The sequence below is a fragment of the Trinickia sp. EG282A genome, from assembly GCF_040965455.1.
In the GTDB taxonomy this organism is placed as follows: domain Bacteria; phylum Pseudomonadota; class Gammaproteobacteria; order Burkholderiales; family Burkholderiaceae; genus Trinickia; species Trinickia symbiotica.
Genome location: NZ_JBFRCC010000005.1, coordinates 1 through 26,798 on the forward strand (window position 1 = coordinate 1; position 26,798 = coordinate 26,798).

20 protein-coding genes and 1 pseudogene are annotated in these 26,798 nt (G+C 58.2%); 14 read left to right on the plus strand and 7 right to left on the minus strand.

Going from position 1 to position 26,798, the window contains the following annotated elements; all coding sequences use genetic code 11:
- On the plus strand, positions 1-1,143 hold a 1,143-nt coding region (locus tag AB4Y31_RS22875), incomplete at its 5' end, for an MFS transporter (protein ID WP_368675964.1).
- A gap of 97 nt (positions 1,144-1,240) precedes the next feature.
- On the opposite strand, the pseudogene AB4Y31_RS22880 reads toward AB4Y31_RS22875, so the two are convergent.
- A pseudogene (locus AB4Y31_RS22880) lies at positions 1,241-1,440 on the minus strand (ABC transporter ATP-binding protein); the annotation flags it as partial.
- A 554-nt stretch (positions 1,441-1,994) separates the two neighbouring features.
- On the opposite strand from AB4Y31_RS22880, the gene AB4Y31_RS22885 reads away from it, so the two are divergent.
- The 12 genes from AB4Y31_RS22885 to AB4Y31_RS22940 all read left to right on the plus strand — a co-directional run bounded on the left by AB4Y31_RS22885 (position 1,995) and on the right by AB4Y31_RS22940 (position 18,591).
- Complete coding sequence (locus AB4Y31_RS22885) at positions 1,995-3,482, plus strand: NCS1 family nucleobase:cation symporter-1 (RefSeq protein ID WP_368675965.1); 1,488 nt, start codon at positions 1,995-1,997, stop codon at positions 3,480-3,482.
- A 958-nt stretch (positions 3,483-4,440) separates the two neighbouring features.
- A complete protein-coding gene (locus tag AB4Y31_RS22890; protein WP_368675966.1) occupies positions 4,441-5,757 on the plus strand; it encodes an MFS transporter in 1,317 nt (438 codons plus the stop codon).
- Between the two features lie 1,052 nt (positions 5,758-6,809).
- A complete protein-coding gene (locus tag AB4Y31_RS22895) occupies positions 6,810-8,321 on the plus strand; it encodes an aldehyde dehydrogenase family protein (RefSeq protein WP_368675967.1) in 1,512 nt (503 codons plus the stop codon).
- Between the two features lie 52 nt (positions 8,322-8,373).
- Positions 8,374-9,258, plus strand: coding sequence for an NAD(P)-dependent oxidoreductase (locus tag AB4Y31_RS22900; RefSeq protein WP_102607052.1), 885 nt, complete (start codon positions 8,374-8,376; stop codon positions 9,256-9,258).
- A 67-nt stretch (positions 9,259-9,325) separates the two neighbouring features.
- Positions 9,326-10,108, plus strand: coding sequence for an SDR family oxidoreductase (locus tag AB4Y31_RS22905; protein ID WP_102607051.1), 783 nt, complete (start codon positions 9,326-9,328; stop codon positions 10,106-10,108).
- A 143-nt stretch (positions 10,109-10,251) separates the two neighbouring features.
- Positions 10,252-11,385, plus strand: a complete 1,134-nt coding sequence (locus AB4Y31_RS22910) for a pyridoxal phosphate-dependent aminotransferase (RefSeq protein WP_368675968.1) — start codon at positions 10,252-10,254, stop codon at positions 11,383-11,385.
- A 12-nt stretch (positions 11,386-11,397) separates the two neighbouring features.
- A complete protein-coding gene (locus AB4Y31_RS22915) occupies positions 11,398-12,279 on the plus strand; it encodes an alpha/beta fold hydrolase (RefSeq protein WP_368675969.1) in 882 nt (293 codons plus the stop codon).
- Complete coding sequence (locus tag AB4Y31_RS22920) at positions 12,276-13,526, plus strand: M20 family metallo-hydrolase (protein WP_368675970.1); 1,251 nt, start codon at positions 12,276-12,278, stop codon at positions 13,524-13,526. The genes AB4Y31_RS22915 and AB4Y31_RS22920 overlap by 4 nt, the downstream gene beginning before the upstream one ends.
- A gap of 195 nt (positions 13,527-13,721) precedes the next feature.
- A complete protein-coding gene (locus tag AB4Y31_RS22925; protein ID WP_368675971.1) occupies positions 13,722-14,855 on the plus strand; it encodes a Re/Si-specific NAD(P)(+) transhydrogenase subunit alpha in 1,134 nt (377 codons plus the stop codon).
- Position 14,856: 1 nt separating this feature from the next.
- A complete protein-coding gene (locus tag AB4Y31_RS22930; RefSeq protein WP_102607046.1) occupies positions 14,857-15,177 on the plus strand; it encodes an NAD(P) transhydrogenase subunit alpha in 321 nt (106 codons plus the stop codon).
- A 3-nt stretch (positions 15,178-15,180) separates the two neighbouring features.
- Positions 15,181-16,602, plus strand: a complete 1,422-nt coding sequence (locus AB4Y31_RS22935) for an NAD(P)(+) transhydrogenase (Re/Si-specific) subunit beta (RefSeq protein WP_368675972.1) — start codon at positions 15,181-15,183, stop codon at positions 16,600-16,602.
- A gap of 126 nt (positions 16,603-16,728) precedes the next feature.
- A complete protein-coding gene (locus AB4Y31_RS22940) occupies positions 16,729-18,591 on the plus strand; it encodes a methyl-accepting chemotaxis protein (RefSeq protein WP_368676575.1) in 1,863 nt (620 codons plus the stop codon).
- A 209-nt stretch (positions 18,592-18,800) separates the two neighbouring features.
- Here the strand turns inward: AB4Y31_RS22940 and AB4Y31_RS22945 are convergent, their stop codons facing one another.
- From AB4Y31_RS22945 to tsx, 6 genes are all read right to left on the minus strand, one after another.
- Positions 18,801-19,568, minus strand: a complete 768-nt coding sequence (locus AB4Y31_RS22945; protein WP_368675973.1) for a nucleoside phosphorylase — start codon at positions 19,566-19,568, stop codon at positions 18,801-18,803.
- A gap of 126 nt (positions 19,569-19,694) precedes the next feature.
- Positions 19,695-20,924, minus strand: coding sequence for a phosphopentomutase (locus tag AB4Y31_RS22950; protein WP_368675974.1), 1,230 nt, complete (start codon positions 20,922-20,924; stop codon positions 19,695-19,697).
- A gap of 21 nt (positions 20,925-20,945) precedes the next feature.
- The gene (gene deoA / locus AB4Y31_RS22955) at positions 20,946-22,268 is read right to left on the minus strand and encodes a thymidine phosphorylase (protein WP_368675975.1); all 1,323 of its coding nucleotides are present in this window, start codon (positions 22,266-22,268) and stop codon (positions 20,946-20,948) included.
- Between the two features lie 15 nt (positions 22,269-22,283).
- Positions 22,284-23,081: a deoxyribose-phosphate aldolase gene (gene deoC, locus AB4Y31_RS22960; RefSeq protein ID WP_368675976.1), complete on the minus strand. Its 798-nt coding sequence runs from the start codon at positions 23,079-23,081 to the stop codon at positions 22,284-22,286.
- A gap of 142 nt (positions 23,082-23,223) precedes the next feature.
- Positions 23,224-24,504 carry a NupC/NupG family nucleoside CNT transporter gene (locus AB4Y31_RS22965; RefSeq protein ID WP_368675977.1) on the minus strand — a complete coding sequence of 427 codons (1,281 nt, stop codon included), beginning with the start codon at positions 24,502-24,504 and terminating at the stop codon, positions 23,224-23,226.
- A gap of 26 nt (positions 24,505-24,530) precedes the next feature.
- Positions 24,531-25,472: a nucleoside-specific channel-forming protein Tsx gene (tsx, locus tag AB4Y31_RS22970; protein WP_368676576.1), complete on the minus strand. Its 942-nt coding sequence runs from the start codon at positions 25,470-25,472 to the stop codon at positions 24,531-24,533.
- Positions 25,473-26,127: 655 nt separating this feature from the next.
- Between tsx and AB4Y31_RS22975 the strand changes: the two genes are divergently transcribed.
- Positions 26,128-26,787, plus strand: a complete 660-nt coding sequence (locus AB4Y31_RS22975; protein WP_368675978.1) for a GntR family transcriptional regulator — start codon at positions 26,128-26,130, stop codon at positions 26,785-26,787.
- Positions 26,788-26,798 lie beyond the last annotated feature (11 nt).

A 26,798-nucleotide genomic window follows, 5' to 3' on the forward strand; every position in this document is an offset into this window, starting at 1 on the left:
CCACCATGCTGGAGCCCGAACTCGACCAAAACTGACAAGGAAATCTACAATCGACACCGCGCAACGCCCAAACTCGCCGAATCGGTCACGTTCCCGAAATCGGCGGTCACGTTCGCCGAAATACGCAGCATGGCTGCGAGCTCTTTGCCGGCGGGGGCTGTCGCGCAACGCTACGGACGTCGTGTCGCCTTCATGGTGGGAACTGGCTTAGGTGTGTTGGCGGGCTTGCTTGCAGCTTGGGCCGTCGTGTTGGGCTCGTTTTGGCTGTTTTGCAGTGCGACGTTCCTCGGCGGCGCATATGCTGCGGTTGTGCTTTCTTTTCGTTTTGCAGCCGCTGATTGCGTACCTCACGATCGTCGCTCGCGGGCGCTTTCGTTTGTCATGGGAGGTGGGGTGTTTGCGGGTGTGATCGGGCCTCAGCTCGTCACCTGGACCATGAATATGTGGTCACAGTACACTTTTGCTGCGACCTTCTTGGCGCAGGGCGCGGTAGCTGCGTTGTCCGCAATTGTGCTGCGAGGTGTCCGTCTGCCCAAGCCGGCCGTGGCAACAGTTGCAAGCGGCAGGCCGATTGCCGTTATCGTCACCCAGGGGCGGTTCGTTACGGCTGTGATTTGCGCAGTCGTGTCGTACCTTCTCATGAACTTTCTCATGACTGCTGCCCCTTTGGCGATGGAAATTTGCGGCTTATCGCAGACATCGTCGAATCTCGGTATTCAGTGGCACGTCATCGCGATGTACGCGCCGGGTTTTTTCACGGGTAGGCTGATCGCGCGCTTCGGTGCACTAAGGGTGGTTATGGCCGGACTGGCGCTTACGGCGCTATCGGTGGCGACCGGCTTGCTCGGTGTCGACGTTGCTCATTTCTGGGCCACACTCATCTTCCTCGGGGTGGGTTGGAATTGCGGCTTTGTCGGGGCGTCGGCTCTCGTGCTCGAATGCCATCGACCGGAAGAAAAGGCGCGCGTGCAATCGCTTAATGATTTTCTCGTATTCGGAGCGACAGCCCTTGGGTCCTTCCTGTCCGGCGGACTGCTCGCCGCATATGGATTGAACACAGTGCTCTGGCTGTCGTTTCTTCCACTGGCACTGGCAGTCGTCGCGCTGACTGCGAAGCGCGTGCGCGCGGTCATCACGCTTTGACAGAGTTCTCGTGTTCGAGCAATTCAACGACAAACGGCAGCGGGGAAAGTCGCTTGATGAGCTGCAAGTCAGTTTGAATTGATGTCCTTGAACGCGATCACTTAGACGTCCGCACAGTTACCTGCGGCGAAATTTCGCCAGCTTGGCATTCAAACACACTCCGATAGTGGCTGCTATCGCGGGCAGCAATGCGCTGTGTGTCCCAGCTTCCACTATTCGGCCGGCATTGAACACGAGGATGCGGTCCGGGGCGCGTACGGTCGACAGGCGGTGTGCGATGACAATCGTGGTGCGACCGATCGCATGGATCGCGATCGGACCTGCATCGTCCTGGTCCTTTTCGCTCACAGGTTCGTCACTTATCTGAATAAGTCTTCTGTTTCGTTGACCATGCGCTGGAGAGCTTGAATGTAGCGACCGAGTGTGCGATGCGGTCGCGCGGGGTCGCCCGTACCTTGGCCGTCGTTGAACGACGGGGAGGACAGTTCTTATCTCCAGCACTGAGGCGTAGGCCTGTCGTGTCTGAGCAGCCTAGGGTAAACCGGAATGTTTGAATATTTTTGTATCCGGAAGATGCGTCTGACGGATCTCAAACAGCGTTGTATTGTATTCATACGCTCTACATAGAGATGCAAGGAGACCCGCTTCGCGATCTCATTCGTCAGTGCAATCGCGATCGCAAGAGAATTTCGAATGATGTTTTCGATCGCACCCATCGCTCAGGGCGAAGATTGAAGGCGAGCAGGGCTGGAGGCGATTTTTAGGAACCGACATGCAGTGAAGTCATCTGCCGCTCGCCGATGCAGCGGTTACTGGATATTAGGTCGACGACACGGGAAGGAGCGGGCGTCATGAGTCAGGTTACTGCTGTAGGTAGTGCAGGCGAGCAGCGTTTAGGGGACGAACTGTACAACGAAGATCTCGCACCGACAGGTGCCGGTCAGCGCACCTGGAAATGGCAGCACTTCGCCGCACTGTGGGTCGGGATGGTGATGAACGTTGCGTCATACATGCTCGCATCCGGTTTGACCGGGCAGGGCATGTCACCGTGGCAGGCGGTATTCACTGTCCTGCTCGGCAACATGATTGTACTTCTGCCGATGTTGCTCATTGGTCATGCCGGCGCAAAGTACGGCATCCCGTTCGCCGTGCTGGTGCGCTCGTCGTTCGGTACGCAGGGGGCCAAATTGCCGGCGGTTTTGCGCGCGGTAATCGCTTGCGGTTGGTACGGCATCCACACCTGGCTTGGCGGAAGTGCGATGTACTCGCTGGCGAATATTCTCAGCGGAAACGCGTTGACCGGGGCGGTATTGCCGTTGCTCGGCATTTCGGCGGGTCAACTTGGTTGTTTTCTCGCCTTCTGGTCCTTGCAGCTCTACTTCATTCTCCACGGTACCGAGTCGATCCGCCGACTCGAGAGTTTGTCGGCTCCAGTCAAGATTGCAATGTGTGTTGCCCTCGTCTGGTGGGCAACTTCAAAGGCAGGTGGTGTCGGTGCGATGCTCTCGGCGCCGTCTGCCTTTGTGAAGGGTGGGGCGAAAGAGGGTTTGTTTTGGGTGACGTTTTGGCCGAATCTCACCGCTATGGTCGGTTTCTGGGCGACCCTTGCGCTCAACATCCCTGACTTCACGCGCTTTGCGAAATCACAGCGCGATCAGGTCCTGGGCCAGACAGTTGGCTTACCGATACCGATGGCCTTGCTCTCCCTGATGTCTGTTGTCGTCACTTCTGCGACCGTCGTGATCTATGGTAAGGCCGTCTGGGACCCGATCGACCTAACCGGCCGGATGACGGGCATCGGCGTTGGGGTAGCACTGGTGATCCTGACGCTGGACACGATGTGCTGCAATTTGGCCGCCAATCTAGTTGGTCCTGCTTATGATTTTGCAAGTCTGTCTCCAAGTCGTATCTCCTACCGCATGGGCGGTATGATCACGGCCACCATTGCTATCGCGATGATGCCGTGGAAGATTCTTTCGAGCACGCAGGGCTATATTTTCACTTGGCTGGTCGGCTATTCGGCATTGCTTGGGCCGGTAGCGGGGGTAATGATCGTTGATTACTTTCTTGTGCGGCGTACGAAGCTAGATTCGGCGCAGCTCTTCGAGCCGGACGGCATCTATGCATACAAGAACGGATGGAATCCGATTGCGGTCGTCGCTTTTGCGTGCGGGGCGATTCCCAATCTTCCGGGTTTTCTGAAGACTGCCTTTCCGGCGGCGTTCCCGTCGGTACCGGGCGTATTCATGCAAATCTATACGTATGCGTGGTTTGTCGGTCTTATTATCGCCTCGGTTGTGTACTCCGTCGGCATGGGAGTAGGGCGTCAGCGAGCGTAAGAAAGAGGTGCAATGCGCCCCCACCGCGGAACTCCAGCCGCTGCTCGCGAATGGTCACCTGGATCTTGCTGTTCTCTCAGCGGAAACCGATACGCAGAAGGTCTTGTTTTGCTAAGCGAATGACTTGTGTGGACGGCATCAGGCCAACACGACAACGTCGTGGATCTGGAGTGTCTGCCACCCAAGCTGTTTCGTGATGTTGCATCTTCCTGAAACGGGCGTTGAAACAGCTGCGCACCCGCGGACGGAACGACAGCATCGTGCGTACTAGCCGTAGCATGTCGGCCATTCAGGCACGCGTTGCCAGCGGGGTTCGTTGCGTTGGTGGTCGCTGAAAGTTGTGCCCCGCACGGCGCCATCGTTGTTATCAAGAAGGCTTTCCGGCGCTTCCGCCGTTGTCGGCCATCCTTGATGCTTGGCCGACCATTGACCCGTTGCCGGTTCAACGACTTGGCGACCAGGTGCGCACGAAGCTGCACCGGTTACAGTGCCGCGCCCCGACCGATACTGCCGTGAGGCGATGCGTTACGCCGTTTCGCGCGACTCCAATCGGACTGCAACGTATCAACGCGGCGATGTTTCACTTGCCTCTTACCGAGCATGGATGCCGTTCCATCTGGCTGCCTCGACGGACGCCCCTTGATGCGACGAGGCGGTCGTGCTTCTCGTACTTCTCGCGCCGCCAGGGATGTTTCCTTGCGCATTGTCAAGGATATCCAGCTACTCGCGATCCGCGATTCTAGAGCATCAGAGCGTTCTGCCGTGACCGCCGCCCCGCGCGATCGTTTGGCTTCACCTTGCATCGCAGCAACCTTCAGCTTGCCAGCCCCACCGGGACATCGTTAAAAAAACCCCTTGCGTTGTATTTTGAACGCATATCATTAGTACACAACAGAGTTACATGTGAATACAAAAGTACTATCTTTTCCATCGCTTGGGCGAAATGAGGGAGGAAACTATGAGCGGGGCTGTAGACATCGATGCAGGCGTCCGGCGCGGAGCAGGGTTCGAAGAGCAGACCTATCGGAAGGTGACGCTTCGGCTCATCCCCTTCCTGGTGTTGTGCTATGTGGCGGCATATCTCGACCGGGTAAACGTCGGTTTCGCCAAGCTGCAAATGTTAGGTGATCTTCATTTCAGCGAAACCGCGTACGGGCTGGGGGCAGGCGTATTCTTCATCGGATATTTCCTATTCGAAGTGCCGAGCAACCTCATGTTGCAGCGTGTGGGTGCCCGGGCGTGGATAGCCCGCATTATGGTGACATGGGCACTCGTCTCCGGGGCCTTCTTCTTCGTGCAGACGACAACCGAGTACTACGTGTTGCGGTTCTTTCTCGGCGCTGCGGAAGCTGGCTTTTATCCTGGAATCGTGTTGTATCTGATGCAGTGGTACCCGGCGCGTCGGCGCTCGCACGTCCTGGCCATTTTCATGGTCGGTATTCCGTTAGCCGGTATCGTTGGCGGCCCGCTCTCAGGCTTCCTGCTGGAAGCTTTCAAAGGCGTGCACGGATATGCGGGTTGGCGCTGGCTGTTTATGATCGAAGCCGCTCCATCTCTCGTTCTTGGTGTGGCCGCATTCTTCTATCTGGCCAATCGCCCTGCGGACGCGAAATGGCTCACAGTTGAGGAGGCCGAGCTTCTGACGAACGCGCTGGATGGTACGAGCGCGCACCAGACGCGTGTTGCAAGTACGGTGGGCCAGGTATTTTGCGACGCCCGCATCTTGCTGATGGCATTGATTTACTTCTGCGTGATCATGGGGCAGTACGGGCTGACCTTCTGGATGCCAACCTTGATTCGCGGGTCGGGCGTACGGGACCCGATCATGATTGGCCTGCTTTCCGCGATTCCGTTTGTCGTCGGCGCCGTGAGCATGATTTCGTTCGGCAGGAACTCTGACCGCACGGGTGAGCGCCGATGGCACCTCATCATTCCGATGGCGATGGGCGCGATCGGTTATCTGATCACAGTGTGGGCAGGGTCCAACGTGGCACTGTCGATGCTCGGGTTGTCGTTGGCAGCCGCAGGAGTACTAACGCCGGGGCCGCTTTTCTGGGCCCTGCCAACGGCAATTTTGAGTGGAACGGGGGCTGCCACCGGTATTGCAGCCATCAACGCCTTCGCCGGATTGGCTGGCTTCGTGAGCCCTTACCTCATTGGCTGGCTTCGCGATCTCACGCATTCCGCGACGATCGCAATGTACGTGTCCGCCGGCGTCGTGACCCTAGGCGCCGCAATGATCCTGCTGGTTCCGGCGAAGCTCGTGAACCGTTAATTGGTCGCGCTATCTGAAGCCGCGAGGTTGTCACCTCTCTGCTGTTTCGACAGGGGGCAAGAGATCTCCATAAATCCGCCCCCCAAGAGCCGCCGACCGTGTGGTCGGGGCTTGCTAACCGGCGTGGAGCGCTGTCTCGTCGAACATGAGACGCGGACCATATCGCGCGCGAGCATCCCATCTCTCGTGCGCCGCGCCGCAGTCATTGCATGGCGGCGCACGCACGCGCCGACTTGCAGAAGAGCAACGTGTGAGTGGGCACTTAGGGAAGACCATAGGCCTCAATGTATTCAAACTGCTGGCCTAGTAAATACAAGAAGAGTATATTTGCATTCGTACGGTGCGCTGATGTTCGAGCTGGAGGTGGCGTATCGATGTCTGGCGGGCCATGGTGGACTCAGCCAGGATGGGCCGAGGTGCCAGAGATCTGTGTCGACAGGACCGCGGCCTCAGTGCGATGAAGGGGAAGTCGATGGCGAGTGGGCAAAACTCGTTGCGTTTGATGGTCGAGCACTGGCTCGCTCCCGATCCTGCGATGGGCGTTCGGGTCACGAAGTTCATAAACAGGCGATCCAAACGTGAATGCTATGTATGCGTTGAGACACTACGGACGGACGGTCCCGTTGCCATCTTCTTTTTTCGTCACCAAGACGGGGCATGGCACGTTTTCCCGCCGGCTCCGGAGCGACTTGCAATGCTAGCGGTTTAAATATCGACGAACTTCCAACTTGTCACAGAGTGGTGGCGACGGGCCGATTTCTGTTGCCGAGGCGGAGGCCTCCTCGTGCGGTCAACTGGATCCAGGGTGGAGCAAATGAGCATGCTCAGACGACGCGTTGCAAGTGTCGGCATGTCACTTTCCTCCCAGAGCAGACGGTTTCGACTATGGGGGAACATGGCCACATCATCGCAGCGATCCAGTGGCAGGTTCACAAGCGCGCAGTGCTGCTCCATCGGCGCACACGAGCTTTTAGGCAGTGACATTGTCGGCTTGATTGCACGCTTACCCAACTTTCAGAAATTGGTTCAGTAGACAGACGAAGACGAAAATCATGCCGCTTGAGAATATTCTTCCTGAGGCCAAAGACGGTCACCATGTGTTTTACGATGGCCGCTTCCAAGAGATCATCGGATCGGGGCGATTGCCTGTGCGCAGCCCCGCGAGCAACGAGGTAATCGCCTATATGGCGATTGCGGAAGTGGATGACGTTGCGAAGGCGACGCGTGCCGCCGCTGCGGCGCAGGAGGGGTGGGCCACCCTCGACGCGCTGGATCGCGCTCGCCTCCTTCGAAGTCTCGCCGAACTGATTCGCCGCAGAATCAAGGATCTGGCAAGTTGGGAATCTGCGATCACGGGTCGTCCACTGCGCGAAATGCAGGCGCAGATGTCACGGATTCCCGAGTGGATCGAGTACTTTGCCGGTATTGCACCCGGCCTCGAAGGCGAGTCAAATCGGTTGCGCGGTGGATTTGCATCCACGACGAGTTGGCAACCGTACGGCGTTTGTGCACTGCTGACTCCGTGGAATCATCCCGTTCTGATCCTCGTTAAGAAAATGGCGGCGGCGCTGGCTGTTGGCAACACCGTCGTGATTAAACCATCGGAACTCGCACCCTGCACGGCTCTTGTTCTCGCGGCATGGTGTACGGAAGCTGGCATTCCTCCCGGCGTCGTCAATGTTGTGACAGGCGAGGGCGCAACTGGCGCAGCGCTGTGTGCGGCGCCAGAGGTAAGACGGATTGACCTCACGGGCGGAACGGCCACAGGCCGTCGTGTTGCGGCCGCGGCGGCCGAGCGTCTGGTTCCCTGCACCCTGGAGTTGGGCGGGAAGACGCCGGTGGTGGTCTTTGAAGACTCCGATATCGAAGAAGCAGCGGCTGGCGCGGTTTTCGCAGCGTTCATCGCAGCCGGGCAAACATGTGTCTCCGCGAGCCGTTTCCTCGTTCAGCGTAGCATCTATAACAAATTTATCGCCGCGTTCGCTCAGCGAGTCCGCGCGCTGCGCATTGGTGATCCGGCCGACCTCGGCACCGACGTTGGTCCTGTAATTTCGCAGACGTCATTTCGGCAAAGTCAACGATTTATCGCATTGGCTAAGGCGGAGGGTGCACGGCTCGTGATTGGTGGCGAGCCGCTTCTGCTCGACGCTCCATTGAACGCAGGCAACTTCGTTGCACCCACGATTTTCGCTGATGTCAGTCCCTCGATGGAACTCTTTCGTGAGGAAGTTTTCGGTCCGGTGGTGGCTGTCACTCCCTTTGAAGACGAAGCCGATGCGTTGCGGCTCGCCAATGATTCACCGTACGCGTTGGGTGCTTCAATCTGGACCCGAGATGTTTCGCGCGCGAATCGGGTTGCCGGCAAGATTAAGGCGGGAATGATCTGGATTAACGACCACCACAAGAACGATCCTCGATCAATTTGGGGCGGCTATGGCGATAGCGGCTACGGTTATGAGAATGGCTGGGACGCGTTGAAGTCATACCTGATCAAACGCAACGTGATCGTTTCGACGAACACGAGGTTCGACGATTGGTTCGCGGGCGGCGGTCGCTACGGCTGATCAGTTTGAATTGTACTCGGTTGGTCGCAACCATTTTTCAGCGAGCACTTTCATGAACATCGGTTTTATTGGTATCGGTGCGATGGGCGCAGGAATCGTCCGGAATTTCTTGAAGGCAGGGCACCAGGTCGCCATTTGGGATCGCTTTCAGGAGCCGATGAACGAACTTGCTGAGCTCGGCGCACATGTCGCGGCGAGTCCCGTCGAGGCAGCGCAGGACGCTATCGTCTTTTCGATGCTGGCACACGATGACGCGATCCAAGACACCCTGATCGATAGGGGGTGGCTCCGGGGCGTCAACAAGCCGCTGTTGCACGTCAACATGGCAACGATCTCGGTCCGCTACGCGAGGAAGCTCACAGAACTACACGCTGCCGCCGGTATCGAGTATGTGGGTTCGCCCGTCTTCGGACGGCCAGATGCGGCGGCGGCGCGTACCCTCAATCTCATCGTGGGCGGGACAAAGTCAGCGGTCGAGCGACTCACGCCATTGTTCGACGCAATCAGCAGTAAGGCATGGCATGTGGGCGAGGAACCCTTTCAGGCGAACCTGGTGAAGCTGGCGGGCAACATGATGATCGCCTCGGCGATCGAAGCCATGGCCGAAGCAACGGCCCTCGGTACTGCGCATGGCGTGGATCGCAACGTCATGCTCGACGTTTACCTCGAGGCGCTTTTCCCTTGCGCCGTCTACCGCGGATACGGCTCGTTCATCCGCAAGCGCGAATACGAACCGGTGGGCTTCAAGCTGCCGCTCGGTTCCAAGGATATTCGTCTCGCCCTCGAGGCGGGCGAGTCAGCGCGCGTGCCGCTTCCCTTAGCGGGTGTCGTCCGGGACAGCTTGCTTCAGGCCCTCGCCAACGGCTATGAGCAAAGCGACTGGTCGTCGCTAGCTGAAGCGTCGTATATGCGAGCTGGGCTGGGCCCGAACGAATGAAATTCCTAAACGGAGGACCACGCTGTCTTCCGATACCTCAACCTCATCACTATCGCTGGAAGAAATCATGGATTTGCAACTATCGGGAAAAAAAGTTCTTATCACCGGCGCCTCGCAGGGTATCGGTGAGGGCTTGGCCTACTCGTTCGCGCAGGAAGGCTGCGACCTTCATCTGACGGCCCGTTCGCAGGAAAAGCTAAACGAAATCGCGTTAAACATACGCGAAGACTTCAAGGTCGAGGTAAGCGTCACGGCGGTCGACATGACGCAAACGGGCGCTTGCGAGCGCATCGCGGAGGAAGCGGGCGATATCGACATTCTTGTCAACAATGCCGGCGTGATTCCTAGCGGTACCCTCTTTGACATCGACGCGCAGAAATGGCGTGACGGCTGGGCACTGAAGGGCTTCGGCTATGCTGACATGATCCGCCTCATCTACCCGAAGATGAAGCAGCGCGGTGGCGGCGTGATTCTTAACAACATCGGCAATGGCGGCGAAATCTGCGACCCGAACTACATCGAAGGTGCTGCGGGCAACGCATCGATCATGGCGATGACGCGTGCAATCGGCGGCCGCAGCCTCGATGACAACATTCGCGTTGTCGGTGTGAACCCCGGTCCGGTCGACACGACGCGCATCTACAACATGCTGAAAAAATTCGCCGAGAACAAGCTCGGCAGCGCCGAGCGTTATGACGAGCTGCTCGAAAAGTACCCGCTAAAGCGACCGGCGAAGGTCCACGAAATTACCGACCTCTTCTTGTTTCTCGCGTCGTTTCGATCAGGCTATACGTCGGGTACCGTGTTCACAGTCGACGGTGGCATTGCGTCGCGCCGCACGGTGGTGTAACCGAACCGCATCCACTGAAACCAAAATTTGTAGTTCGTTAAGAACGAATTATTTTTCTGCTGGACAACGTGTAGGTCGACATATCGCCCCAGCAGTGGCTGGGCCCTTGTCGCCCCGCGGCCGGAGTCTCTGAAGGATCAATCATGAAGAACTTTGAAATTCGCAACCTCTATTTCGACAAGCTCTGCAACACGCCGGGGCTTATGTGGCTCGGCCAGAACACTAACCACTATGAGCCGCACGAGTCGGTTCGTGAAGCCGTAATCAAGGCGATGGAGAGCGGCGAATATCACGCTTACGCCCCCCCCGCCGGCTTCGAAGAGCTGCGCAAACTGATCCGCGAAGACATGGGTATTCCCGATGCATCGGTGTTGGTGACGGACGGGGCCGTCGAGGCGCTCTATAACGTGTGCGCGAACATCTGCGAATCTGGTACGGACTTCGTTACGACGGACCCGAGTTGGGCATGGCCGATGGCGTTCGCCCGCAGGGCGGGTTCGAACGTGGTGGAACTGCCTATCTATAATGCCGAGCAGGGTTACAAGCTGACTGTCGAGCAACTGCGAAAGGCGGTGTCGGAAAAGACGCGGGTGATCTATCTTGTCGATCCGAACAACCCGCTCGGCACGTGCCATACCGAAGACGAGATTCGCGCGATCGCAGATATCGCACGGTCGGTCGACGCGTACTTGATCCACGACGCGACCTACTGCCACTTCGCCGAAGAATTCACGCCGGCCTACAAGTTCTACCCTGAGAAGACAATCGTCACGTACAGCTTCTCGAAGTGGCTCGGCCTCGCCGGCATGCGTCTTGGAGCCGTTCTGGCTAGTCCCGACATCATCGAGAAGCTCGCGACGGCATCGCCAAACAACCTCGGCAGTAATGTGCTGTCGCAGCGCGCTGCGATCGCTGGCCTGAAGACGAAGTCGCAATGGTTTCCGGAAATCTGGGGACGTCAGCGTCGTAATCAGTCGGTGGTCGCAGAAACTGCAAAGGCGATCGAAGGGCTCACAATACCGGTCTTTCCATCAAACGCTAACCTGCTCGTGATCGAGACCATCGATGCGGGCGTCAATCCGGAAGCGCTGGTGGCAGCCTATCAGGAAAAGGGTGTGATGATCCGTCAGGGCACGTATCACACCAAACGCTTCGGTGAGCGCTTCGTCAAGGTGAGCTTGACGGTCCCGGAGCTATGGGCTGATCGGTTTTGCGACCTGCTGCCGGCCATGGTGGAACGCGCTCGCAAGATCGAAGTTCCGCCGAGCTTGTTCTGATCGGGGGAAGCGATGCCGTACATCAAGACATCCGACGGGATCAACCTCTACTACGAGGAAGCAGGCGAAGGCGATCCCATCGTCTTCGTGCATGAATTCGGTGGGGATATGCGCGGCTGGGAGCCGCAGATGCGCTACTTCTCACGACGTAATCGGTGCATCGCGTTCAACGCAAGAGGCTATCCTCCGTCCGATGTACCTGAATCGCTCGATGCATACAGCCAGGAGCGCGCAGCACTCGACATCGGATGCGTGCTCGATGAACTCGGTGTGCAGAAAGCGCATATCGTCGGTTTGTCGATGGGCGGCTTCGCCACACTGCACTTCGGTCTGCTGCGTCCTTTGCGCGCGCTGTCGCTCGTTGTCGCCGGAGCCGGTTATGGCGCGGAAAAGCAGCACGAGGAGTACTTTCGAGGCGTCTCAAACGAGGTGGCGAAGCAGTTTTTGGCACAGGGCTCTGAGCAGTACTCGAAAACGTACGGTCTGGCGGCATCACGCATCGCTTTTCTGGTGAAGGATCCGCGTGGCTGGGCGGAGTTTCAAGCCCACCTTGGCGAGCACTCCGCTCTCGGCGCAGCGATGACGATGCGTGGGGTGCAGGCGCGTCGACCGTCGCTCTATGACCTCGAAGACCGGCTGAAGGACATGCAGGTTCCGACCTTGGTGATTGTGGGCGATGAGGATGACCACTGCCTGCAGCCGGGAATCTTTCTGAAACGGACGATTCCTGCCTCGGGCCTCGCCGTCCTGCCGAAGGCTGGGCATACGTTGAACCTGGAAGAGCCGGCCCTCTTCAATCAACTGGTCGCAGAGTTCCACGCGACGGTTGGGCAAGGGCGGTGGCTGCCGCGGGATCCGCGAGCCGTGCCAACTCAGATCATGAAGACATCATGAGCAACCCATTTTCCGACAGCGTTTCGAAGGAGCGACTGTGGGAGCGCCATCAAGCGCTTGCGCGTATTGGCGCCACAGTCACCGGCGGTGTCAATCGTCTAGCGTTGTCCGACGAAGACTTTTCCGCCTGTCGACGTTTGATCGAATGGGGAAAATCATTCGGGATGCTCGAGTCGCGAGACGAGGTTGGTAACGTGTTTCTGCGGCTCTGCGGCACTGACTCATCTGCTGCTCCGGTCGTCTCTGGCTCTCACCTGGACAGCCAGCCGACCGGCGGAAAGTATGATGGTGTGTATGGCGTCCTGGCAGCACTCGAAGCATGCGAATCGATTGCGGCGTCGCGTGTTCCCCTGAGGCGCTCTATCGACGTTGTCGCGTGGATGAACGAGGAAGGCTCCCGTTTTGCGCCTGGCATGATGGGCTCGGCGGTGTTCGCTGGCGCCCGTACCCTGGCCGAGATAAAGGCGGTGAAGGACGCCACGGGCGTCTCAGTCGCGGAGGCGCTCGATAAGGCCGCCACCGCGCTCGCTGACGTACCCCTGCGCGCACTGGGCGGCGTGCCGTTCGCCTATGTGGAGGCGCATATCGAGCAGGGGCCTGTGCTGGAACGTCTCGGAAAGACTATTGGCGTGGTCAGCGGCATCCAGGGCAAGCGTACGTTTCGCGTCGTCGTAGAAGGCGAAGCGGCCCATGCTGGCACCTCCTTGCGAAGCGAAAGAAAAGATGCGCTGCTCGCGGCTACGGCTATGGTCGGTGCACTGATCGAGCATATTCACGACGAGGAAGACGTCGTGAAGTTCACCATCGGGCAGTTTACTGTAACGCCGAACGCACCCTCGGTGGTTCCGAGTGGCGTGACATTCTCCATCGATCTCCGTCACCCTGACTCGGACGTGCTCAGGAAACTGGGGGACGCCATTGACGGTATCTGCCAGCAGAACGCGGCTCCCTGCCGCGTCGACGTGAAGGAGCTGTCGACGGCCATGTCGCTCGACTTTCCCGATCACATGCGGCGGCGCATCGACTCGGCTGCCGCCCGCCTCGGAATCAGCAAAATCGAGCTCTACTCCGCAGCGGGGCATGACGCGAGATACCTCCACGGTGTCTGTCCATCAGGGATGGTCTTTATACCGTGCCATCTTGGCATTACGCACAACGAGGCAGAGTCGATTACTCCCGACGATGCGTTCGCTGGGGCACGGGTGTTGGCAGAAGTGCTGAGTGAACTGGCACAGCTCGAGAGCTGACATCGTGTGCTGCCGGATGTCATACATCGTCGGCACTTTTTAGTGTTACCTGAGCGCAGAGGCGGCGACGGTGTCGTCGATCTCGAACCTGCGTGGGGACCACAAAAAAAGAAAATGAATTGTTCTTGAAGAGTTGATCCCTTCATACGGTCTGGAAACTGATGACGATCCGGACGATTTTCTTAGGAGGAGCTCATGCAAATTGGCGTACCCGCCGAGACGGTAGCGGGCGAGTCGCGCGTTGCCGTCACACCGGAAACTGCGAAGAAACTCGTTGCGCTTGGACACTCTGTTCTTGTGCAAAGCGGGGCAGGATTGGCTGCCGCTGCAGATGATGCGGCCTACGAGGCCGCGGGAGCGCAGATCACTGACGTTGCTGGTGTCTTCGGCTGCGGCCTGATTTTGAAAGTGCGCGCCCCTTCAGCTGGGGAACTGGAAATGATGAGACCGGGCTCTGCGCTCGTAGGCATGCTCAATCCCTTTGACTCCGCGGGAGTCGGGAAGCTTGCGGCTGCCGGTATTACCGCATTCGCGCTGGAGGCTGTGCCACGGACGACGCGCGCCCAGAGCATGGACGTTCTCTCGAGCCAGGCGAACATTGCAGGCTACAAGGCAGTCATGATCGCTGCCGACAGATACCAGCGGTTCTTTCCGATGCTGATGACTGCCGCCGGAACGGTGAAGGCGGCGCGTGTGGTCATTCTCGGTGTTGGTGTTGCTGGCCTGCAGGCGATTGCAACGGCGAAGCGACTTGGCGCGTCGATCGAGGCTTCCGACGTTCGGCCTTCGGTGAAGGAGCAAGCGGAATCGCTGGGTGCGAAGTTCATCGATGTTCCTTACGAAACGGATGAAGAGCGGGAAATTGCGGAGGGCGTCGGCGGCTATGCGCGTCCGATGCCGCAGAGCTGGCTTGATCGTCAAAAGGCGGCTGTTGCCAAACGCGTCGCTCAGGCAGATATCGTGATTACTACTGCGCTAATTCCGGGACGCGCGGCACCGACGCTCATCACTGAGGAAATGGTTCGTTCCATGAAGCCAGGTTCGGTGATCGTCGACCTCGCTGCTGGAAAGGGACCAGATGGCACCGGTGGCAACTGCCCGCTCACCGAAGCGGACCGCACGGTGGTGAAGCATGGCGTAACACTTGTCGGCGAAACAAACCTTCCTGCGCTGGTTGCTGCCGATGCATCGGCCCTGTACGCAAGGAACGTTCTGGACTTCGTCAAGCTGGTTTTGCCGAAGGATGCCGATGCAATCAGTATCCACGACGATGACGAAATTGTTGCGGCTTGCCTGATCGCGCCAGAGCGCGAAACGGAGGAGATTTGAAGTGGAACTGGTATCGCATCTAATCATCAACATCATTATCCTGGTGCTGGCAATCTACGTCGGCTACCACGTCGTGTGGAATGTTACCCCGGCACTCCACACGCCGCTGATGGCGGTAACCAACGCTGTATCAGCAATCGTCATCGTGGGTGCAATGTTCGCGGCAGCCCTGACCGTCACTCCGCTTGGCAAAACGATGGGCGTGCTGGCAGTGGCGCTGGCATCGGTGAACATGTTCGGTGGATTCCTCGTAACTCGGCGCATGCTCGAGATGTTTAGGAAGAAAGAGCGAAAGACGGGAACGAGAGAAGAGGAGAACTAAGAGATGTCAATGAACCTTGTCACATTGCTCTACCTTTTGGCCAGCGTTTGCCTCATCCATGCCCTCAAAGGTCTGTCGCATCCCAGAACATCGGTACGCGGGAATCTCTACGGCATGGCAGGCATGGCAATCGCAGTCGTCACGACGGCTGCCCTGATAACGTCGATCGCTGGCTCAGCACTGGGACTAGGGTGGGTAATGATCGGCATGCTTGTCGGGGGCGGGATCGGCTCCGTTATTGCATATCGTGTCGAGATGACGAAAATGCCGGAACTCGTTGCATTCATGCACAGCATGATCGGACTTGTAGCGGTATTCATTGCTGTGGCCGCGACCGAAGAGCCTTGGGCGTTTCAGATCACTGCACACGGGGCACCGATTCCTGGCGGAAACCGAGTGGAGTTGGCGATCGGGGCATTCATCGGTGCTGCCACGTTCACCGGTTCGATCATCGCATTTGGAAAACTCTCCGGAAAATTTAGATTTCGGCTTTTTCAAGGTGCGCCCGTGAAATTTAACGGGCAGCATACGCTCAATCTGCTCCTTGGCCTCATCTCGATAGCTTTTGTCGTCAGTTTTTGGGACACGCAAAGTTGGGCGGATTTTTTTCTTGTGATCAGTCTTGGCTTGATGCTGGGCGTAATGTTGATCATCCCCATCGGCGGCGCAGATATGCCCGTTGTTGTGTCAATGTTGAATAGCTATTCGGGCTGGGCGGCCGTCGGCATTGGCTTCTCGCTCAACAATAGCATGCTCATCATTGCGGGCTCGATTGTGGGAAGCTCCGGTGCGATCCTCTCCTACATTATGTGTAGGGCCATGAATCGTTCGTTTGTTAGTGTGATTCTTGGTGGCCTAGGCGGTGGCGGGGGTAGCGATGTTGCTGGCGCGAAAGCTCAACGCAACGTCAAGACCGGGAGCGCAGACGATGCGGCATTCGTGCTGAGCAACGCTGAATCGGTGATCATTGTTCCGGGCTACGGTCTGGCGGTTGCACGGGCGCAGCATGCCGTCAAGGAACTAGCGCAAAAGCTTGTCTCGATGGGCGTTCGGGTCAAGTACGCCATTCATCCGGTTGCAGGGCGGATGCCTGGGCATATGAACGTGCTGCTTGCAGAAGCAGAAGTGCCATACGATCAGGTCTTCGAGATGGAAGACATCAACAGCGAGTTCGCCCAAGCAGATGTCGCGATCGTTCTTGGCGCGAATGATGTCGTGAACCCTGCGGCATATACCAAAGGAAGCCCGATCTTCGGGATGCCGATCCTCGAGGCGTTCAAGGCGAAAACTGTGATCGTCAACAAGCGCTCGCTCGCGTCGGGTTATGCCGGCCTCGACAACGAGCTCTTCTACATGGAAAAGACGATGATGGTCTTTGGGGATGCCAAGAAGGTTGTTGAGGACATGGGCAAGACGCTCGATTGAAGTGGCGAACCGGCTGCGCGGAGCGAGCAGATCCCGAATTCCCATTCAGTAATGCGGTTTTGCGACGGCATGCCGATCGATCAGGCAAGCTCATACCGAACTGTTATCAAGAGCAACTCTAAGCACATGCAATTCTGGCGCAAACTTTCTATTCAGAACAAGCTGGTTGTCAGCATGACGAGTTGTCTGCTCGTATTCGTCGCTATTTCCAGCGGCCTGAGCGTCCGTTTGATCAGCGGTGCGGTACGCGATCGCGTAATCCGCGAGGAATTGCCCAGTGCCGTCAATGGCATTCGCGCTGACGTACAGCGTCAGATGGCCGGGCCGATCGCAGCAGTGCGTACTTTGGCGCGCGATGCGTTCCTGCTTCAATGGGAAGCCGACGGAGAACCCGACGCCAGCGCACGCAACTGGATCCAGCTGGCGCGGAATGTGAAGGACGAGCAGAAGGCGACATCCGTGGGCTGGGCGTCGTTGAAGAGCGGCAACTACTACAACGAGGCCGGCCTGCAGCAGAAGCTTACCGAGAAAGATCAGTGGCTGCCGCGCTTCCTATCGTCCCACAAGCCATTCGAAGTGAACATGGCTCACGAGGGGACTGTCGACCTCATGTTCATCAACAGCCGCGTCGAGCTTAACGGGACGCCAATCGGCGCCGCCAGTATTGCCTTCTCCGCGGAGGAACTGGCGAAGGCGATCAAGGGCTATGGAGTCGGCGAAACCGGATTGGCGTATCTCGTGCGTTCAGACGGGACGATTATCATGCACCGTGAAACTTCGCTAATGGACGGCAAGCATTTCCTGAAGGATGAGCGAGGGCTGCCCCACGATGTGTCGTCGGTGCTTCTGGCCGGCAAGCCCTATGCGTACCTGAGCTATGTGGGCGACCGCGGATCCCGCTTCATCGCGACGTCGTTCGTTCCTGAGCTGGATTCGTATGTGGTGGTTGAGGTGCCGCAGGCTGAATTGCTCGGGCCGGTGACGCGGGCGATCCTGAGTGCGACGTTGGTAGCGGCGGTGGCGGGAGTGAGTGTCTCGCTGATCGTGATCTGGCTGGTCGGGCGCGCGGTGGCCGCGCCGATCCGGCGCGCGGCGATGCTGCTGTCGGAGATCGCCAGCGGGCAGGGCGACTTGACGCGCCGCATGACGGTTGATAGCCAGGACGAGATCGGGCAGTTGTCCGAAGCATTCAACCGATTCGTATCGTCGTTGTCCAGGCTCGTGCACCGGATTCGCGCGTCTTCTGCGGCGATCGCGACAGGGGCGACGCAGATCGCGTCGGGCAATGCGGACCTCAGCCAACGGACGGAAGAGCAGTCAAGCAATCTCGAGCGGACCGCGTCGTCGATGGAGCAGATCACGGCGGTCGTGCGAAACAACACCGAGAGGGCCACGACCGCAGCCGAGTCGATCAGCGGCGCGTCGGATGCTGCGGAGCGTGGTGGACAGATTGTCGGCGATGTCGTTAGCACGATGGAGCAGATCAGCGCGGCGTCGCAGCGGATCTCTGAGATCATCGCCATGATGGACAGTATTTCGTTTCAGACAAACATTCTCGCATTGAATGCGGCGGTGGAAGCGGCCAGGGCCGGGGAGCAGGGGCGGGGGTTCGCTGTCGTTGCGGCGGAGGTGCGAAATCTGGCGCAGCGAAGTGCACAGGCGGCCAAGGAGATCAAGGCACTAATCGAGCACAGCGCGGGAACAGTGAGCACCGGGTCGCTGCTCGTCAGCCAGGCCGGCAAGGTGATGGGTGACGTTGTTGCGCAGGTGCAAGGCGTGAGTGCGATGATGCGCGAGATTGCCGAGGCGAGCCTAGAGCAGAGCGCGGGCATCGACCAAATCCAGTATGCCGTGCAGTCGCTGGATGAGACGACCCAGCAAAATGCGGCTTTGGTGGAAGAAAGCGCGGCGGCTGCGGATAGTTTGAAACAACAGGCGGCGGAACTGACGAGACTGGTTTCGGCGTTCAAAGTCGACGATCGCGTTTAGGCAACGTTTTGTGCGGATGCTTACGGCTTCATCGGCAGCATAACCTCATTCGCCAGCGAAAACGAATTGGGCCGACTGCAGTGTTCGCGATTGAAGGAGTGCCGGGCACACGTGTGCCCGGCACTTCTCATACTTTCCTTAATTGCGAGGTAGCCTGGCCGGCCTACGGCGTATTGTAGAGAGCCGTATCAATGATTCGCAGTGAGTAACTACCGGAGCGAGAGGGATGCCGCGGCCATCGACGCGACAGTGCAGGCAGGAAGGACTGCGGTGTCGACTTCGAGCCGTTCATTGGTAACCCGGTTAGAACCGACTACGCAGACGCTTCCGGTTCGAAGTCCGAAGAGCGAGCCGAGTACGAAGAGCGTCGCCGCTTCCATTTCAAACGTCGCAACCTTTCGGGACCGCAGATACTCTGCAGGGCCTGTGAGGTCAGTCATCGAATGTCCACCTGGCAGGGGATTGCCTTGCCCGCCATAAAAGGAATCCACGCTAGCCGTCATGCCCACGTGGTATTTGATGCCAAGCTCATTGCACGCTGCGATGAGCGCGTTCGTAACCTGGAGATCGGCAACCGAAGGAAAATCGCGGTTGACGTACGCGTCGACTGTACCGGTAAGTCTGACTGCGGAGTGCTGAATGACTAGATCTCCCGGCCTGATATGTTCTTGGAGGGCCGCGCAGGTGCCGACCCTGATGAACGTATCGGGACCAGCCTCCGCAAGCTCTAGCACCGCAATTTCCGTAGAGGGGCCACCGATGCCGGTCGAACACGCGGCGACGGATATGCCGCCGAGGGCGCCAACGCCGAGTCGATATTCGCGAACGAAGGAGACGTCCTCATACCTATCCCACGTACTGCCGATTACTGGAACTCGCGCTGGATCGCCTGGTAGTAATACGCAGCGCGGTAGTGCTGTCGCACCAATTTCGACGTGTCGCTTCTTGCGACCGATAACAGATTCGGTTTCGTTCATATATGCCTCTGTTTGACGATTGGAGTACCTCGCAGGAACTGACGCGCGAGCGAACACGAGCCGGCGTGCGGCCGCTCAACGTTAGGGGCGAGGAGAAGTTGGGTACCTAGGACCCGATGTCCCCACTCACGCCCTACCGGTCAAAAACGAGCGGCCGTCGAGAAAGGCGGGCAGACCGAACCACACCGCGAGACTCTGCCCGATATCAGCGAAGGACTCCCGCACGCCGAGGTTTTGACAAGGGACTCTTGGGCCGGAGACCAGCACGGGAACATGTTCTCGCGTGTGATCGCTGCCGGGCCAGGTCGGGTCACAGCCATGATCGGCGGTGAGTATCAGGACATCGTCATCTCGCAGCAGCGCTCTAAGATCAGGCAACCACCGGTCGAATTGCTCGAGGGCAGTTGCATACCCGACCACATCACGGCGGTGACCAAAACTTTGATCGAAGTCGACGAAGTTTGTCATCACGATGCTGAATTCGGGTGCGTCGCGGACGGCATTCAACGTGACTTCCCAGAGTTCGTCGATCCCATGCGCGAACAGTTTCTGCGTCACCCCGACGCCTGCGAAAATGTCGGAGATCTTGCCGATAGCAATGACTTGGCCGCCAGCGAAATGGAGCTTTTCAAGCACCGTGGGTGCCGGGGGCGGCACTGCCAGATCCCTTCGGTTACCGGTTCGGCGGAAAGTTTCTGCCGTCTGGCCGTTGAAAGGTCGTGCGATGACCCGGCAAATGTTGTACGCGTCGACTTCCTCGCGGACGATCTCACATAGACGATATAGCTGCTCCAGGCCGAAACGGTCTTCGTGGCAAGCGATCTGAAAAAGAGAGTCTGCAGAAGCATAGAAAATCGGCTTTCCCGTTCTAACGTGTTCCTCGCCGAGTGCAAAGATGATTTCCGTACCCGATGCGTGGCAGTTGCCGAGGTAGCCCGGAAGATTCGCGCGGCTCACGATCTTCTCAAGCAACTCATGCGGAAAGGTGTTCGTCGGGGCACTGAAATATCCCCAGTCGAACGTCACGGGAACGCCTGCCATTTCCCAGTGCCCGGATGGTGTGTCCTTGCCAGTCGAGCGTTCGCATGCAGCGCCATAGGCGCCGGATAGAGCGGGGGCGACCTGCAAACCGTCGGGGATACGGCCGGAAGCCAGTTGGCTCGCAAGCCCCAGACCCAGTTCCTCGAGGTTAGGGATGTGCAATGGACCTTTCCGGCCGCCTGCGACGTCACAATGACCACCGGCACAACGCGCTGCTATATGGCCGAGAGTATTGGCACCGACGTCACCGAAGCGATCGGCATCTGGTGTTGCGCCAATACCAAGTGAATCCAAAACTAGAACGATTGCTCGCATGGCTGCTCACTCCTCAAGCATCTATTGGCACATAACTCGATGAATGGTTGGTGGCGCCTGCTCACGTTCGTCGCCGAGCGAATACGCGCGCTGCAAGTCTGCAACGGCACGTGCTGCGGCAGCCTCATCGCGCGCATGGACGTAACCGAGCGGATATCCGGCCTCGACCAATTGCCCCAACTCTGCAAGTCCCGAAAGACCAACGGTTGGGTCGATCACATCGTCCGCTCGCATGCGCCCGCCGCCCAAAGCGACCACAGCCATCCCAACGGCCCGGCAGTCGACACGTTGAACCCAACCGGTTCGAGGTGCGGGGACCGGTACTTTTAGCGGCGCATCCGGAAGATGCCGATCGACGGCGCCAATGAGGTCTGTGGGACCACCGAGGGCGTTGACCATTTTTTCGAATCGTTCTGCCGCGGCACCGGAATCAAGCGCGCGGTTCAGCATCGCAACCGCAGCCTGCTCGTCAGCAGCGATGCCGCTAACCTGGAGCATCTGAGAAGCAAGCGTCATAGTGACGTCGTGCAGGCGCTTCGGGCGGGTTTTCCCTGTGAGATAGTCAATAGCGCATCGCACCTCGATCGCATTGCCGGCAACCGGCGCGAGAGGCTGGTTCATGTCGCTCAGGACCGCCGTCGTTTTCATTCCGGCGCCATTACCTACGTCGACGATGCTCGCTGCAAGTTCTACGGACTTTTCGAACGTAGGCATTACTGCACCGGAACCGACTTTCACGTCCATGACCAAACCTGTGAGGCCGGCCGAGAGCTTTTTCGACAAGATCGATGCGGTGATCAGCGAAATCGATTCGACGGTCGCCGTTACGTCACGTACCGAATAGATGCGCTGATCCGCAGGCGCGAGTTGAAGAGTCTGGCCGATAATCGCGACACCAATTTCGCGCACGATACGTTGGAAAGTCTGGGTATCGGGGGTGATGTTGTATCCCGGAATCGATTGGAGTTTGTCGAGCGTCCCTCCAGTGTGACCAAGACCGCGACCAGAGATCATCGGTACATAGCCGCCGCACGCAGCCACCATCGGTCCCAGCATCAGCGAGACCACGTCGCCGACGCCACCGGTCGAGTGCTTGTCGACGATCGGTCCGTTGAGATCGAACGAAGACCAATCGAGTACGGTACCGGAATCGCGCTGTGCCAACGTCAATGCTACCCGCTCGTTGACATTAAGTTCATTGAAGAACACCGTCATCGCGAAAGCCGCGATCTGTCCTTCCGAAATGCTTCCGTCGGTGATCCCTTGGATAAATGCGGTGACGTCTTCCGGACTCACCGTCAGACCATCTCGCTTTTTCCGAATGAATTCTTGAGCAAGGAACATCTGATACTCCTTCCTTTAGTACACGTTGTTTTGAGTCGGCGCGTTGCCATGACCAAGAGTCGCCAGCAGGTTCGCGAGCAGACTTGAGGCGCCAAAGCGGAACCTTGCCGGCGTAACCCATGTCGGGCCGAGAATCCTCTCGGCAAGCTTGAGATAGGCCGCGGCTTCATCGGCGGTTCGCACGCCGCCTGCCGCCTTGAATCCAACGATTCGGCCCGATCCGCGGATCGCCCCGAGCATGATTTGTGCAGCCTCCAGGGTTGCATTCACAGGGACTTTGCCCGTCGAGGTCTTAAGGAAATCGGCGCCGCCCTCGATGCAAATCTCACTCGCCAGACGGATCAGTTGCGGATCCTTGAGTTCGCCTGATTCGATGATGACCTTCAGACACTTTCCGCCTGCAGCCGCACGACTTTGCTTGATCAATTCGCGGCCAACTTGGGCATCTCCATCGATCAGCGCTCGGTAGGGAAAGACGACGTCGACTTCGTCTGCGCCCAGCGCCACCGCCTCAGCGATCTCCCGCGTGGCTGCGCCCGGCACCGGACTACCGTCCGGAAAATTGATGACGGTGGCAATCGGTATCTTCAGACCGCGCGCGAGCAATGCCTTACGCGCGGTGCCGATGAAGCGTGGGTAAATGCATAGGGCTGCGGGCGTGCCTACGGGAGTATCTGCCGATGTCACCAGGGCCTCGATCCGCTCGTCGGTGTCGTCCGGGTTCAGCGACGTGAGGTCGATCAAATGCAACGCCTTGAGGGCGAGTTCCGTCAATTCATTGTGAGCAGGAGCTTGAGCCAGTTCGGAGGTCATTCGGGGTAAGGTCTTCGTTCGATGTGGGAGGGGAGCCTATTAAAGAGCGAGCCGGGGACACGAAAATCAACCTTCGTGACGACAGCCAAATGAGAATTGGACGCGGCAATCACGCGTCCAATTGGTGCAGGCCTTTGTTTACTTACATTGCAGCGAGCGAGACGAATAGACCGGCGATGGTCGCGCTCATCAAATTCGACAAAGTGGCCGACGCGAGTGCTCGAAGCCCATATTTGGCGACGCGTCCCCGCACCTCTGGGTCAATCGCACCGAAGCTGCCGGTCAAAATTGCGATCGACGAAAAGTTGGCGAAGCCACAAAGAGCGAATGAGACAATCGTCAATGTTTTCGGCGAGAGCACCTGGAGACCGCTTGCGATGACCTGCGTGGTGGCTTGTAGGTATGGCGCCAGGCCGGTGTAGGCGACGTACTCGTTCAAGATGAGCTTCACACCGATGAAGTTGCCGGCAATGGATGCGTCGTGCCACGGCACACCGATCAACCACGCAATGGGCGAAAAGATTATGCCGAGCAAGTACTGCAAAGTCACGTCGTGGAATCCGAAGTATCCCGTAATGCCCGATACCATGTTATTGAGCAGCGCGATCAGGCCGATGAAAGTAATCAACATCGCGGCCACGTATACTGCGATCTTCATTCCCACGGCTCCGCCCGCTGCAGCCGCTTCGATCACGTTGGCGGCCCGCTTTTCGTCGAACTCAAGAGAGTCGACCTCGATCTGATTCGGCTCGATAACCGGACAGATGATTTTGCCGAAGAGAATGCCACCAGGCACGGCCATGAACGACGCCGCGATCAGGTATTCCATCTTCACTCCGAGCATGGCATAGCCTGCCAACGCGGCCCCAGCAACTGACGCCATGCCGCTGCTCATGACCGCAAAGATTTGCGGTCCCGAGAGCTTCTTGATAAATGGCTTCACCAGCGCGGGGATTTCTTGTTGGCCGAGAAAGATGGTGGCAACCGCCGAGTAGGCTTCGATCGAGCTGATGCCCATGATCTTCGCGAGCAGGCTACCAATGATCTTGATTATCCATTTCATCACGTGCAGGTAATACAACACGGCGATCAATGCGGTCACGAAAATGATCAGCGGCAGCACGCGGAGGGCGTAGGAAAAGCCATCCTTGCCAAACACTTCGAACATTTTTGGACCGACCAGACCGCCAAACATAAACTCGATTCCGCTCTCGCCGTTCTGAAGTATGCTGCCCACGCCGCGCGCTATAGCGCCCAGCGCGTCGCGCCCGAGCGGAACGAACAGCGCGAGTGCGCCGATCGCGAGCTGCAGCGCGAGCGCTGCTAGCACCGTACGAGGGTTGATTGCTCTGCGATTGTTGGAGATCGCGAAAGCGATCACGAGCAAAGCAATGATGCCGAATACACTGCGCAAAGCTTCCACAATGCGTCCTTCAAAGATGAGTGAATTTAGAATCGGTATCCAACGTAGGCATACCAGCCCCAGCCCGTGGAGGCATTCGCGAACGGACCGTCGCCAAAGTCGAGTGTCTTGCCCGCCCACTGTCCACCGTTATGGAAATAGCGGGCTGCGGTCCAGAAGCGCAGGTGTTTGAACTCGTAGTTCAGCACGTTCGTAGCGACAAAAGCGTTGTCGCTCCGAACGCCCTGTGTTTGCTCGGCGAGGCGTGAACCGAAGTCGTAGTTGAAGAAACCGAAATAGGACAGATTGCCTCCCCAGTAGGTCCCGAGGGGATAGCCGTATTTCATCTGGAAGCGGAATCCGTCGAAGGAGTTTGCGTTCGGCGCGCCGTAGTTTTCGAATTGCCGGCGTGCGTAGACGTTCGCTGAAAGAAACATCTTTCCAGGTGCCGCGAGATCGGTGCCAAGACCTGCATATAGCGTGTTCTGCCGGCCAGCCGTGTTGTGACCTTGATCGTAAATCCAGTCAAAGGCGACGTACCATTCCTTCACCGGGCCGATAGCGAGGCTACGGCCGACAAGATGGTCGATTGAGATGCGTGGTTCCTGCTCCGTGAAGAGAGGCGAGCCCTTGTTCGTGTAGCCACCGTCGTGCGAGTTGCCCACACCGAAAGTGCGCGGAACATCAACGTAACCGTACAGATCAAAAGGTCCCTTTCGGCCCCAGTACTCGTACTCGGCATAGACATCACTAACCTTGTATGGGCCGAAGCGGATGTCCTTCGAGCCGACCACGCCGATGCTCTGATGAACCCAGTCGGACAGGTAGGGACTGGCAGCGGGCGTACTAGTCGCAGGCTCCGCTACCTCGTCGGCCCGGGTCATGGACGGTATTCCCGTCAGTCCGGCGATGCAAATGGCGCTCGCTGACAAAGCGAGCTTCGTGCGGCGCGCGGCCGTTCTTTTCGTGTAGGGAAAAACATTGTTCATCTGGTCCAAACCTTGTCTCCTGCGCCGCGCTTGAGCGGCCTATCTCCTAACCCGCGAATGTGGGCGACGACGAACGCCATACCCATCGCGGTCGCATTGCCGCGAGTCTTATGTGACTTCACGGCGTGCCTGCTTCGGTCCGCGCTGGGGGGGCGCCCCGTGATCGCCGATCGCTGGCCGTAAGCTGCCTCGCCACTGTGACGTTAGGGCATTCACATGTCGATGCAACGTATCTAACATTAACCTTATATGTCGACATAGTCCACTGATAAAAATACAACATGCGGCTTTGATGCATCCTAACCAGGTGGTCAGAGCGTCGCAGCTATGTCCTTGCCGGTCGCGCGAATTTGTAAGGTTCGCTGTCAAAACATGCCAAAGTCCGTTGTCAGGCAAAGGCTTTTCCTTACAGTCGCTGGTGGCGCCTGCCTCCCAGCGCTCAATGTCAAGGCGCCTCGGGGGGCAGCAACGAGAGGGGATAGGTGAAAACCATGAAAAGAGATCGGGCAGCGAAAGGTTGCGCACGGAGGCCGCGCTGTGGCCGAGTCATTCGCTGCTGGTTTGGCTGCCGCCGCGTAGGTTTTGGGGCGTCCTCTCAAATCGTGCGACAATCAGGGCTGCCTAACCGCATACAGACTTGCGCTGAGAGAACACAATGACCCGCGCTGATGAAATCCTGACAACCTTGGAGGGCGAGATCCTGTCGGGGGCGCTGCCTCCTGGATCACGTCTGGAAGAGACTGAACTGTCGGAACGTTTTGACTGTTCGCGCACGCCCATTCGCGAAGCGCTGCGGCAACTCGCTTCCGAGGGGCTGATCACGATGAGGCCCCGCCAACCGGCAATGGTCGCCGCGCTGTCGGCTCGTAAGCTTCTCGAAATGTTTCAAGTGATGGCCGAGCTCGAAGGTTTGTGCGCCCGCCTCGCAGCACGGAGAGCTACGCCTGAGCAGATCGAACGGATGAGGGCGACGCAACTGGAGTTGAAACCAATCGTCCATTCCGACGAAATCGATAGGTTCTACGAGGTTAATCGACGCTTCCACGAGGTCATCTATGAAGCCAGCCAGAACGAGTTTCTGGCCGAACAGACTCGAAGCTTGCGCAACAGGGTCTCGACCTATCGCAAGCTCGTCACGCAGAAAACGCGTCGACGGATCGATACTATCGACGAACATGAGGAGGTCATTGCGGCGATAGAGCGCGGAGACGGAGACGCTGCGGACAAGGCCATGTCAGCGCACGTGAATTTGCTTGGCGAGCAGATGCTTGATTTCATTGCACTCTTCCCGGAGGAAGCGGGAGCCAACGTGTAATGTGTCACCCT